The organism is Nocardia sp. NPDC050713, assembly GCF_040654315.1.
In the GTDB taxonomy this organism is placed as follows: Bacteria; Actinomycetota; Actinomycetes; order Mycobacteriales; family Mycobacteriaceae; genus Nocardia.
In genome coordinates this window covers 37890-49890 of sequence record NZ_JBFAHS010000023.1, presented here as the reverse complement: position 1 = coordinate 49890, position 12001 = coordinate 37890, and the positions used below count along the sequence as shown (strand labels likewise).

Annotated in this window: 13 protein-coding genes; 7 read left to right on the top strand and 6 right to left on the bottom strand. The window is 69.2% G+C overall.

All coding sequences use genetic code 11. The features are described from left to right. Positions 1–36: 36 nt before the first annotated feature. Complete coding sequence (locus AB0H49_RS31665; protein WP_067779587.1) at positions 37–339, bottom strand: DUF4193 domain-containing protein; 303 nt, start codon at positions 337–339, stop codon at positions 37–39. A gap of 377 nt (positions 340–716) precedes the next feature. On the opposite strand from AB0H49_RS31665, the gene cei reads away from it, so the two are divergent. Beyond that, a complete protein-coding gene (cei, locus tag AB0H49_RS31660) occupies positions 717–1394 on the top strand; it encodes an envelope integrity protein Cei (RefSeq protein ID WP_354999595.1) in 678 nt (225 codons plus the stop codon). Between the two features lie 65 nt (positions 1395–1459). Here the strand turns inward: cei and AB0H49_RS31655 are convergent, their stop codons facing one another. Beyond that, positions 1460–2374 carry an inositol monophosphatase family protein gene (locus AB0H49_RS31655; RefSeq protein WP_357256420.1) on the bottom strand — a complete coding sequence of 305 codons (915 nt, stop codon included), beginning with the start codon at positions 2372–2374 and terminating at the stop codon, positions 1460–1462. Between the two features lie 172 nt (positions 2375–2546). Between AB0H49_RS31655 and ppgK the strand changes: the two genes are divergently transcribed. The 3 genes from ppgK (at position 2547) to AB0H49_RS31640 (ending at position 6250) form a co-directional block, all read left to right on the top strand. Next, on the top strand, positions 2547–3305 hold the full coding sequence (gene ppgK / locus AB0H49_RS31650) for a polyphosphate--glucose phosphotransferase (RefSeq protein WP_354999593.1): 759 nt from the start codon (positions 2547–2549) through the stop codon (positions 3303–3305). 234 nt (positions 3306–3539) lie between these two features. Then, positions 3540–4913, top strand: coding sequence for an RNA polymerase sigma factor (locus AB0H49_RS31645; RefSeq protein ID WP_354999592.1), 1374 nt, complete (start codon positions 3540–3542; stop codon positions 4911–4913). Positions 4914–5158: 245 nt separating this feature from the next. Further along, positions 5159–6250, top strand: coding sequence for an MHYT domain-containing protein (locus AB0H49_RS31640; RefSeq protein ID WP_357256419.1), 1092 nt, complete (start codon positions 5159–5161; stop codon positions 6248–6250). A gap of 107 nt (positions 6251–6357) precedes the next feature. Here AB0H49_RS31640 and AB0H49_RS31635 read toward each other — a convergent pair whose 3' ends face one another. Further along, positions 6358–7539 carry a cation:proton antiporter gene (locus tag AB0H49_RS31635; RefSeq protein ID WP_354999590.1) on the bottom strand — a complete coding sequence of 394 codons (1182 nt, stop codon included), beginning with the start codon at positions 7537–7539 and terminating at the stop codon, positions 6358–6360. A gap of 3 nt (positions 7540–7542) precedes the next feature. Then, a complete protein-coding gene (locus AB0H49_RS31630) occupies positions 7543–8025 on the bottom strand; it encodes a cation:proton antiporter regulatory subunit (protein WP_354999589.1) in 483 nt (160 codons plus the stop codon). Positions 8026–8237: 212 nt separating this feature from the next. On the opposite strand from AB0H49_RS31630, the gene AB0H49_RS31625 reads away from it, so the two are divergent. Further along, a complete protein-coding gene (locus AB0H49_RS31625; RefSeq protein ID WP_357256418.1) occupies positions 8238–9452 on the top strand; it encodes a histidine kinase in 1215 nt (404 codons plus the stop codon). 34 nt (positions 9453–9486) lie between these two features. Further along, positions 9487–10134, top strand: a complete 648-nt coding sequence (locus tag AB0H49_RS31620; protein WP_357256417.1) for a response regulator transcription factor — start codon at positions 9487–9489, stop codon at positions 10132–10134. Positions 10135–10144: 10 nt separating this feature from the next. Here the strand turns inward: AB0H49_RS31620 and AB0H49_RS31615 are convergent, their stop codons facing one another. Further along, the gene (locus AB0H49_RS31615; RefSeq protein WP_357256416.1) at positions 10145–10504 is read right to left on the bottom strand and encodes a DUF952 domain-containing protein; all 360 of its coding nucleotides are present in this window, start codon (positions 10502–10504) and stop codon (positions 10145–10147) included. A 274-nt stretch (positions 10505–10778) separates the two neighbouring features. On the opposite strand from AB0H49_RS31615, the gene AB0H49_RS31610 reads away from it, so the two are divergent. Continuing rightward, positions 10779–10973 (top strand): hypothetical protein, encoded by a 195-nt coding sequence (locus AB0H49_RS31610; RefSeq protein ID WP_029903635.1) that lies wholly within the window; start codon positions 10779–10781, stop codon positions 10971–10973. Between the two features lie 193 nt (positions 10974–11166). On the opposite strand, the gene AB0H49_RS31605 is transcribed toward AB0H49_RS31610, so the two are convergent. After that, positions 11167–11916 (bottom strand): TetR/AcrR family transcriptional regulator C-terminal domain-containing protein, encoded by a 750-nt coding sequence (locus tag AB0H49_RS31605; RefSeq protein WP_357256415.1) that lies wholly within the window; start codon positions 11914–11916, stop codon positions 11167–11169. Positions 11917–12001 lie beyond the last annotated feature (85 nt).

The following is a 12001-nucleotide window of genomic DNA, read 5'->3' as shown; positions in this document are numbered from 1 at the left end:
CCCGCGGTCCGGCCGGATTCCGCGTCCCGCGAACTATCAGGCGGCGCAATCCATGCAGATCATCTGGCCGCCTGCCTCGCTGGCCAGCCTGCTGCGGTGGTGAACAAGGAAGCAGCTGGAACAGGTGAACTCGTCGGCCTGCTTCGGAATCACCCGAACCGAGAGCACTTCCTCGGACAGATCCGCGCCGGGAAGCTCGAACGACTCCGCGGTATCGGATTCGTCGATATCCACGACGGCGGACTGCGCCTCGTTGCGACGAGCCTTCAGCTCCTCCAGCGAATCTTCCGACACATCGTCGGATTCGGTGCGCCGCGGTGCGTCATAGTCGGTTGCCATGTCGTCTTCCCCTCGTCCTTACTCCGTATATCCCGGACCGGCTGCCGCCACTCCGATTCCTCGCCGGAATCGAGCGCCCGCACCGCCCCGCCGGTGGTGCACATCACACGTGCACCGGTCACCTATCAGGGGGGATCACTAGGATCCATACCCGGTAGCGCTCGGTAAACGCAGGACATGCCCTACTTGTTCCCGCGACCGACCCACCGTTTTCGCCGCTGGTGATTCGATCTGGGCCGCCAGACAATAGCGGACCGCGCGACAAAAGTCGCAATCAAAACACAGCCGAGTCGAAACTGTCGGGGAATCGACACCAACGCTGGAACTCGCCGAGACCTTCCGCACCGGCTTCGCGACATTTTCGTAGAGTGTGGCTCGTGGTTTCACTGATCACCGAAGGCAGCGCTTCGGATTCGCAGGGACGACCCTACGCTCGGCGCCGCCCCCAACCCTGGCTCATCATGCTCGGCGTCATGGCGCTGATCTGCGCGATCGTGTGGATCAAGGCGCTGACGACGCAGGACACCGACACCACCGCGATGGCCTGCAACTCGCCGAGTCCCGCCAGCGATCCGGGCGCGGCCCCGGCGCCCAAGCTGGGTCAGCGGGTCGGCGCGTCGCGGCTGGAGGACGTGGAACCCGCACCGCTCGCGGCGAGCAAGGTGCGCGTGCTGAACGCGAACAACCAGCGTGGCCAGGCCGCGCACGTCGCGGCGCAGCTCGGTGATCTCGGCTTCGCGAGCGCACCCGGCACGCAGTACGGCAACGATTCGATATACGTCAACGGCGACCTGGAATGCACTGGGCAGATCCGCTTCGGCGTGAACGGCAGGCCCGCCGCGGCGTCGGTGCAACTCGTCGCGCCGTGCGCCGAGCTGATCGAGGATCAGCGTGAGGACGACAGCGTGGACCTGGTGCTCGGTTCGCTGTTCCGGGATCTGCGGCCGAGCAACGACGCCGAGGAGGTGCTGCGTTCGCTGAAGAACCCGGCGCCAGGCGCCAGCACGGCGATCGACTCCGAACTGCTCGACGCCGCACGCTCCGCGCACTGCTGACGCCGCGCTAGCCGCGCATTTCCGACCCGGCGCCGAGCCGACACTCCCGGCGCCGCGATCCCGGATCACCGATCCGGAATCGGCTCCGTCGCGCCCACTTCGGCGAGCAGTTCGCCGAGTTCCCGTGCGATGCCCGGCGCCGCGGCGACGACGAGATCGCCCGCCGCGCCGGACGCGGTCGCGGGCGGAAGCGTCAGACGCGCGCCCGCTTCCGCGGCGATCAGCGCGCCCGCGCCCCAGTCCCAGGCGTGCAGCCCGTGCTCGTAGTACGCGTCGACGCGCCCGGCGGCCACGTTGCACAGGTCGAGCGAGGCCGCGCCGAAGCGGCGGATGTCGCGGATCCTCGGCAGTACCCGCCCGACCATTTCGGCCTGCCGTGCGCGCCGGTGCGCGCCGTAGGCGAACCCGGTGGCCACCAACGACATCGAGAGATCCGCGACCGGGTTGCACCGCAACTGTTCGACCGTGCCGTCGGCGGCCGTCGCCGTGGCGCCCAAGCCGAGCCCGGCGCTGTAGGTCACCGCCCGCGCGACGTCCACCACCGCGCCCGCGACGGACCTTCCGTGGCGCATCGCCGCCACCGAGACCGCGTAGCCGGGGACGCCGTAGAGGAAGTTGACGGTCCCGTCGATCGGGTCGACGACCCAGTGCACCGCGTCGTCGTCGACGGTCATGCTGCCGCCGCCTTCCTCGCCCACGATCGGGTCGCCCGGCCGCCGCTCGGCGAGCAGCGCGCGGATCAGTTCCTCGCTCTCGGTGTCCACCACGGTCACCGGATCGGTCGCGTGGCCCTTGGCCCGCACGGCGCCGTCGGTCACGGCTCCGGCCGGGCCGAACACCTCGGGGCGGCGGGCGCGGACATGGGCCGCGGCTCGTTCGGCGAGCTCGACCGCCACGCGGCGGAGTTCGGACGCGGTCCCCCCGGTCTCGGCGGCGGACTCTTCGGCTACTCGGGTACTGGATTCCGGCACGCCGTCCATCGCATCACAGATGCTTCCACGTGCGCAGCCTCGATCGCGCATTACTCTTGTCGTGCACGACACAGCGCCGTCGTCGGGCACCCCACCGCACCCGCCCGCAGGCGGCCGCGTGGACCCGGTGCGGCGGGCGCTGTGATCACAACCGGCCAGCTAAGGGAACGAGGGGTTAGCCATGTCCGCTCGGGGGCACGCATTCGGTATCGATATCGGCGGCAGCGGCGTCAAGGGCGCCGCGGTGGATCTGGCCACCGGCGAGCTGTTGCACGAGCGGATCAAGATCGCGACCCCGCATCCGTCGACACCGCACGCCGTCGCCGACGCGGTGGCCAAGCTGGTCGCCGAGGCCGACTGGCCCGGCCCGGTGGGCATCACGCTGCCCTCCGTCGTCCTGGAAGGCGTGGCGCGCACCGCCGCCAACATCGACAAGACCTGGATCGGCACCGACACGCGCACCCTGTTCTCGGCGGCCCTCGGCGGTAGATCGGTCACGGTGCTCAACGACGCGGACGCGGCCGGGCTCGCGGAGGACCGCTACGGCGCGGCAAGGGATTTCGACGGGCTGGTGCTGCTGCTGACCTTCGGCACCGGCATCGGGTCGGCGCTGCTCTACAACGGCACGCTGGTGCCCAACACCGAACTCGGCCACCTCGAGGTCGGCGGCATGGAGACCGAGCACCGCGCCGCGGCCTCGATCAAGGATCGCGAGGGTCTCAGCTACGAGCAGTGGGCCGCGGAGGTCAGCACCGTACTGATCGGTCTGGAGAACCTCTTCTGGCCGAAGGTGATCGTCGCGGGCGGGGGCATCAGCCGCGATTCGGACCAGTGGATTCCTTTGCTGACCAATCGGACTCCGGTGGTTCCCGCCCGGCTGCGCAACACCGCGGGTATCGTCGGCGCCGCCATGGCGATCGCCTCGGGCGTAGTCCCGTGACCTGCTCGGCGGCGCGCGGGCGACGGGTCGGCGACGACGCGGAACACGCTCGAGGCGGGCGTGCGACAACTGGCATCGTGCCGTGAGTACCCTGGTTGGATCGTTACAATGGAACATGCCCGGCGGTGAGCCGGAGAAACCCGACCGGCCCTCCGCCGGTGAAACCCGACAGACCGCTCCGCCGGAACACCACTCTGGCGTGACGCCGCACGAGACCGTCACGAAAGGGCGTACGTGGTAGCCACGACCCGTCAGACCGCCGAATCGGCCGACGCCGACTCCACAGATGTAACCGCAGCACGGCCGGTCCGCAAGGCTGCCGCCAAGAAGGCACCGGCCAAGAAGGCCGCTGCCAAGAAGGCGCCCGCGAAGAAGGCCGCCGCGAAGAAGGCGCCCGCGAAGAAGGCCGCCACCAAGAAGGCGGGCCCCGACGGCGAGCCCGGCGCCGAAGAGGCGTTGGAGGACGAGGCTCTCGATCTCGAGGATCTGGACGATCTGGAGGTCGACGAAGGCGATCTCGCCGAAGACGCGGACTTGGCGGACGACACGGCCGAGGACGTCGCCGAGGACGAGGAAGCCGAGGGCGCCGAGGAGCCGTCGGAGAAGGACAAGGCCTCCGGCGATTTCGTCTGGGACGAGGAGGAGTCCGAGGCGCTGCGGCAGGCCCGCAAGGACGCCGAACTCACCGCCTCCGCCGACTCGGTGCGCGCCTACCTCAAGCAGATCGGCAAGGTCGCGCTGCTCAACGCCGAGGAGGAGGTCGAACTCGCCAAGCGGATCGAGGCCGGCCTCTACGCGGCGGAGAAGGTGCGCGAGTTCGCCGAGGCGGGCGAGAAGCTGCCCGTCGCGATGCGCCGCGATTTCAACTGGATCGTGCGCGATGGCAACCGGGCCAAGAATCATCTGCTCGAGGCCAACCTGCGACTCGTCGTGTCGCTGGCCAAGCGCTACACCGGCCGCGGCATGGCGTTCCTGGACCTGATCCAGGAGGGCAACCTCGGTCTGATCCGCGCGGTGGAGAAGTTCGACTACACCAAGGGCTACAAGTTCTCCACGTACGCCACCTGGTGGATCCGGCAGGCCATCACCCGCGCCATGGCCGACCAGGCCCGCACCATCCGCATCCCGGTGCACATGGTGGAGGTCATCAACAAGCTCGGCCGCATCCAGCGCGAGCTGCTCCAGGACCTGGGCCGCGAGCCCACCCCGGAGGAGCTGGCCAAGGAAATGGACATCACGCCGGAGAAGGTCCTCGAGATCCAGCAGTACGCGCGCGAGCCGATCTCGCTGGACCAGACCATCGGCGACGAGGGCGACAGCCAGCTCGGCGACTTCATCGAGGACTCCGAAGCCGTGGTCGCGGTCGACGCGGTGAGCTTCACCTTGCTGCAGGACCAGCTGCAGTCGGTGCTGGAGACGCTGTCCGAGCGCGAGGCGGGCGTGGTCCGGCTGCGCTTCGGCCTCACCGACGGCCAGCCGCGCACGCTCGACGAGATCGGCCAGGTGTACGGCGTCACGCGTGAGCGTATCCGCCAGATCGAGTCCAAGACCATGAGCAAGCTGCGCCATCCCAGCCGCTCCCAGGTGCTGCGCGACTACCTGGACTGATACGCACGGACATACGGGCCCGCATTCCTTGTGCCACTTGCCATTTCGGCGGCGTGGCGGGGATGCGGGCCCGTTGTCGTTCGCCGTGGAGTATTGCGCTGTCCCATACCACTTTCCAGATGGAACAAAACTGAAAAGTGATTCAAAACACTTCGGGGAACTCGGTTTTGCGCGGTCCGCTGCCGTACTGTCTGACGCACACGTTTTCAATCGCCGGGCGGTCTCGGCCCGGCCATGGGGTTCATGTGCTCGACATTCACCACTTCACGTACGGGTCGTTGACACCGCTGCTGGCCTACATCATGTCCTTCACCGGATCGCTGCTCGGATTGCAGTGCGCCGCGCGGGCCAGGGCTGGTCGAGGTAGGGCCGGTTGGCTGGTGCTCGCCGCGTTCGCGATCGGCGGAACCGGCATCTGGGTCATGCATTTCATTGCGATGCTCGGCTTTTCGATCGCCGGAGCGGAGATCCGCTACGACGTCCCGCTCACCCTGCTCAGTGCGGCGACCGCGATCGTGGTGGTCGGCATCGGGCTGTTCGTGGTGGTCACCCCGCAGCCGACGCTGGTCGCCCTGCTCGCGGGCGGCGCCGTCATGGGTCTCGGCGTGGCGGCCATGCACTACATCGGCATGTTCGCGATGAAGTCCAACGCGACCATCGGCTACAAGCTTCCGATGGTGGCGCTCTCGGTGGCCATCGCGGTGGTCGCGGCGACGGTGGCGCTGTGGTTCACGTTGCGGGTCAACGGTTTTCTCGCCACCACCGGCGCGGCGGGGATCATGGGCCTTGCCGTGTGCGGCATGCACTACACGGGCATGGCGTCGATGCACGCGCACGCGCACGGCTCGGGCCATGGCGGGCCGGTCGCTGGGACGGGAGCGATGCAGTTGCTCGCGCCGCTGATCGTCGGCATCAGCATCGTGACCATGCTGCTGCTGATCGCCGTCAGCCTCACCGCGATCGAGCGCGATATCGAGCTGCCGCCGCTGCGCGCGGCCACCGTCCGTCCCGCCGCCGAGGACCTCGCCCCGCTGCCCAAGCCCCGCGTGGCCCCCGCGCGTTCCGCCGCCGACGATCTCGCACCGCCACCACCACCTCGCCCCGCCGCGGTGCACGTCACCCCGGAGCATCTCGCGGCGCTGTCCCCGTCCACCGCACGACCGACCGCCGAAGATCTCGTGCCCTCGCTCCCACCGCACGTGGCTCCCGTGCACCATGCCGCCGAGCACCCCGCGCCCGATCTCGAGCCCGGTCCGCAGTCGGCCGTGATCTCCGCCGCGCCGGTCACGGGGACACCGTATTGGCCGACGACGCACGACGTTCCGCGTCGGAGGTAGCGCGCGAATCGCCGTACGGAGTCGCCCCGCGTCGAACGGGAACGTGCCGCGACGCAGGACCACGAACCCTGACTTCGCTCCGGCCGTGCGCTGGACTTCCGTCCCCCTCAGGAGGTGACCGCGGGACCCGGCTCGGGTTTCACGAAGGCCACCAGTGGCTCCACCACTCGTGCCGCGATGGGGCCGAACACCGCCATCAGCAGTACGTAGGCCGAGGCGAGCGCGGCCAGTTCGCCGGCGACCGCGCCGCCGGTCACCGCCAAACCCGCGATGACGATCGAGAACTCGCCGTGCGCCACCAACGCGGCGCCCGCCCTCGCCCGGCCCATCCGCCGAATGCCCTGCCGCTGGGCGGCCCACCAGCCGGTCGCGACCTTGGTCACCGTGGTCACCACGGCGAGCAGCACCGCCCAGCCGAGTACCGGCGGGATCGCGCGCGGGTCGGTACTCAGCCCGAAGGCGACGAAGAAGATGGCCGCGAACAGATCCCGCAGCGGCTCCAGCAGTTTCGCGGCCTGGTGCGCGGTCGACCCGGAGATCGCGATGCCGAGCAGGAACGCCCCGACCACCGCCGAGACGTTCAGCGCCGAGGCGGCTCCGGCCACCAGCAGCGCCGCTCCGAGCAATTTGAGCAGGAACACCTCGTTGTCCGAGCTGTCCACGATGGCCGAGACGTAGCGGCCGTAGCGCAGCGCCACCACCAGCACGATGGTGATCGTCGCGAGTGCGATGCCGAGCCCCCGCAGTCCGCTGATGAAGCTCAGGCCGGCCAGCAGGGTGGTGAGGATCGGCAGGTAGACCGCCATGGCCAAGTCCTCGAACACCAGAATCGAGAGCACGACCGGGGTTTCCCGATTACCGAGCCGACCGAGATCGTTGAGCACCTTGGCGACGATGCCCGAGGACGAGATGTAGGTGATCCCGCCCATGGTGAGCGCGCCGACGAGGCCCCAGCCGAGCAGCAGCGCCACCACCACGCCAGGAATCGAGTTGACAACGATGTCGACCACGCCCGCGGGCCACGACCGTCGCAGACCGGTCACCAGTTCGGCGGCGGTGTATTCCAGTCCGAGCAGTAGAAGCAGCAGCACCACGCCGATCTCGCCCGCGACATGACCGAACTCGTCGGCCTCGGCGAGATCGATGAACCCGCCCGACCCGAACGCCAATCCGCCGAGCAGATAGAGCGGGATCGGCGACATGCCGACCCGTCCCGCCACCCGGCCCAGCATGCCGAGAGCGAAAAACACCGCTCCGAGCTCGAGCAGGGCGAGCGCGGTCGTGTTCACGGGTCAACCGTGCGAGAGGATCTTCGCGGCGGCGTCCAGGCCGTCGGGAGTACCGACGACCACGAGCAGATCGTCTGCGGCGAAGGTGAAATCGGGTCCGGGCGACGGGTGCAGCTGACCCGCCCGCATCACCGCGACGATCGAGACCTTGGTGCGGGTGCGCATCGCCGTCTCGCCGAGCGTGCGGCCCTCGTACGGCGATTCCTCGGCGATCGGCAGCTGCCGGGTGGTGATACCGGGCAGGTCGCGGTGGTCCTCGCGGAGCTTGGCCACCAGTTGCGGTGCGCCGAGCAGATTGGCGAGCACGGCCGCCTCGTCGCTCGTCAGCGGCACCTGCGCGGCGCAGGCGTCGGGGTCGTCGAGCTTGGAGACGATCAGATCGATGCTTCCGTCCCGATGGTCGACCACGCCGATCCGGCGGCCCGACCGGGCCTCGAAGTCCTTGCGTACCCCGATGCCGGGTAGTGCGGTGACGTCGACGTTCACTCGTTCAGCGTAGCCCCAGCCGAACGAAATCGGCCTGAAGCCCCGCGCAGGTTCGGGCGCAGACCACGGAAACTCGATCAGCGCGTCACCGGCGAGCAACGCTATGGGCGAGTCTCGTGCCCGCCAGGGTGCGCCATGTCGGCCGTCGGATCGTTCGCGCGTCATCACTCCGGCGGACCCGCACCCCTCGACGGGTGTGCTGTGATGGGTCGGTGAAGCAGTGGCGCGCGTTGTCGGCGACCGCGCAGGACGCGTTGGTCGCGCTCTTCGCGTTCACCTTCGGCGCGTTCCTGTATCTGTCCGGGTTGTATCCGACGACCCAGGCGAGCCTCGCCTCGTCCCTGGGCACCCAGTTCGGTGTGCTCGCGCTGCTGTGCGCCGGGACGCTGCTGCGGCGGCGCGCGCCGCTGGTGGCGCTGGCGGCGGGCGCGGTGCCGGTCGGCATCGATCTGGCGCTGGGCCCGACGGTGCCGGTGTGGATCGTCTACTCGGATCTGATCTACGCGGCCGTCCTCTACGGCACGCGCGCCGTCTCGCGCTGGGTGACGATCGGCTGCGCCGGGCTGACGACGGTGATCACGATCGGGGTCTTCGTCGGCACCGGTGACTGGCGGGCGCTGGTGCTCTCGGTCGCCGCGGCGGCTGCGTTCGTCGGCACGCCGATCTGGTGGGCGCTGTCGGTGCGCACGCACAAGGAGATCGCAGAAGCCGAACGCGCGCGGGGGCAGGCGATGGCCTTGGTGGCCGAGCTGGATCGGCGCGCCGCCATCGCCGACGAGCGCAAGACGATGGCGCGCGATCTGCACGACGTCATCGCGGGGCACCTCTCGGCCATCGCGCTCCAGTCCGAGGCGGCGCTCGGTGTGCTGACCCGCGAGAACTCCGACACCGCGATGGCCGGGATCCTCGGCTCGATCCGGGCCAACAGCGTCAACGCGCTCCAGGAGATGCGGACCATGATCGGTCTGCTGCGCCGCGACGACGGGAGCGAGGACGAGCCCGCCGCGCCGCGCACCCTGGCCCAGTTGCCGATCCTGGTGGACGCCGCCCGGTCGGCGGGAACGACGGTGCGCGTTGCCGATTCGCTCGACGGGGCCGTGCTGCCCAGCGCGGTGGACCAGGCCGCCTACCGAATCGTCCAGGAGGCCTTGACGAACGCGATGAAGCACGCACCCGGCCGACCGGTCGACATCGCTGTCCGCGCCGATCCGTCGACACTCGACGTGTCGGTGCGCAATCCGGCACCGGCGAACTCGGCCGAATCCCCGAATTCCGAAGGGGCGCACCGCGGCCTGGTGAACATGCGCGAGCGGGCCGCCGCGCTGGGCGGCAGCTTCACCGCAGGACCGGAAGCCGGAGGATGGTCGGTGCGCGCCAGACTGCCGCTCGGCATGCCGCAGCCGCGCGTCGGCGAGGCGGAGGCATGAGCGAACCGTCTGGCAGCCGAACAGCGGAGGTGGCATGACGATTCGCGTGCTGATCGCCGACGACCACGGCGCGATCCGCGCGGGGTTGCGGATGATCCTGGACAGCGCCGAGGGCGTCGAGGTGATCGGCGAGGCCGCCGACGGCGACATCGCGGTGGCGCAGGCCAAGGCGTTGCGTCCCGACGTGGTGCTGATGGACGTGCGGATGCCCGGCGTGGACGGCATCACCGCCACCGAGCGCATCACCGCCGACGCGCTGGCGCGGGTGCTCATCCTCACCACATTCGACTTGGACGAGTACGTCTTTCGCGCCTTGCGGGCCGGCGCGTCGGGGTTCGTGCTGAAATCCACGTCGGGACAAGCACTCCTCGACGCGGTGCGCGCGGTCGCCGTGGGCGACGGCGTGCTGGCGCCGGAGGTCACCCGGGCGGTGATCGCCGCGTTCGCGTCCTCCGGCGCCGACGCCGCACCCGCCGCACCGGACGGACTCGCCGATCTCACCGAACGCGAACGCGAGGTGCTGGACTGCCTCGGGGAGGGCTTGTCCAACGCGCAGATCGCGGCGCGGCTGTTCATCGGGGAGACCACGGTGAAGACGCACGTCTCGCGGGTGCTCACGAAACTCGGTGTGCGGTCCCGTGTTCAGGCGGCCATCCTGGCGCGGCAGGCGCGCGAGCGCTGAGCGGCGGCGCTCACTCCGCCAGCGGCGCGAAAGTGCCGTCCGGGCCGGGCTGATACTCGCCCACGGATGTGACGGTGCTCACAGGAAGCGGACCGTACAGGTGCGGGAAGAGCATCGACGCCGGATCCGTCGGCACGCCCGGCTCCCATTTCACCGGATCCACGAGCAGTTTCGCGTCGATGCGCAAGAGCACCAGGTCACGTCGTCCCACGTACAGGCGGTTGGCGGGCAGGTGCACCTGCCGCGGCGTGGACAGGTGAACGAATCCGACCTCGGCCAACGAGGGCGGCCGGTGCGCACCGGTTTGCCGTGCGTTGCGCCACTCGTGCAAAGTACAAAGGTGAACCAGCGTGTGAGTGTCGTACGTCACGGGTAATCTCCCAACAGACCAACTGGATAGACGTGTTCGTGGGTGATCGAGTGCGGTTCGATCCCTGAGCTGGAGTGTTCGCCATCAGCGAAATCCCAGGTCGTGTTAGAGAAAACACACAGAATCACTTGCGGGAACAATGCCCCCGTCCCGAACGTCTGACAGAGTAGTCATACCACTGCTGGGAAGTAGCGGTAGCGAGCTCGTGGTGAGTGACCACGGGCCCCACACCAGGTGAACGGACTGTAGTGCCGGGAGCCAGGACGGAGGAGTCATGCCAGGAACCCTGACAAGCACCCCACTGACCGCGGTCGATCGTTGCGACCGTTGCGGGGCGGCTGCCCGAGTGCGTGCCGTTCTGCCCGCAGGTGGAGAGTTGCTCTTCTGCCAGCATCACGCGAACGAACACATGGATCGGCTGCGTGAGCTCGAGGCCGTGATCGACACGGAGTCGGCTCCCGCCCTCTGACCGGAATTCGCGTCCCGACACAACAGCATCGAACAACAGAACACAGCTTTCCCCGCAGCGGGCGACGAAACGTCGCCCGCTGCGGGCATGTTCGGACTTCACTGTGGTGGAGGTCACAGCGGCGTACTTCCGCCTTCGCTCCGGCCACGCGCGAGATATCGGCGGACCGTGTCCGACTGTGCGCCAGGTCACATCATTCGAGTTCGGCGAGGATCCCATCCAGCAACCGGGCCAGCCCGAACTCGAACGCGCCATCCGGATCCGCGGGCGCCTGATACCGCTCCCCCACCGCCGCGCCGACCCGTCCGGCGAGCGGGAACTCGCCGAGCGGCATGACCCGCGCCAGCTCGGGCCCGTACCGCTCCCACCACTGCGCGTCGGTCAGCTCTGCCGCGCCGCGGGCCGCCGCCACCGCCATCCGCGCGTTCCCGGTCGCGAACTCGGTCAGCACCGCGATGGCCCGATCCATCGCGAGATCGGTGAGCCCGATTCCCTCGATGGCCGCCAGCTGACGCTCGTAGCGCCGCATCCGCCCCGGCCCGAGCACCGCCCGCCAAGGCGACACCTCCAGCAGCCACGGGTGCGCCAGCACCTCGGCGCGGACCTGTCGCGCGATCGCGGCCATCCGCTCGCGCACCGGCAGCGCCGCGGGGATGGGCACGTCCTCCGCGGCGACGGCGTCGACCATCAGCACGGTCAGCGCCTCCTTGCTCGGCACGTAGGTGTACAGGCTCATCGGCCGCAGTCCCAGCTCCGCCGCGACCGCGCGAATCGACACCTTCTCGTACCCCTCGCGGTCGGCCAGTGCCACGGCCGCCGCGACCACGGCGTCGACGCTCACCGTCTGCTTCGGACCGCGCCCGCCCGTGCGCGGCGGCATCGATTGCCGCCACAGCAGATGCAGCAGTTGCCTGGCCTGATCGTCGTCGCTCTGCTCGGGCAAGGGACTCCTCGGAACAAACCCGGTACGGTGTACGTTGTCACGATACTCCGTACGCCATACGAGGATCTAGGGGTTCGCTCTGCCC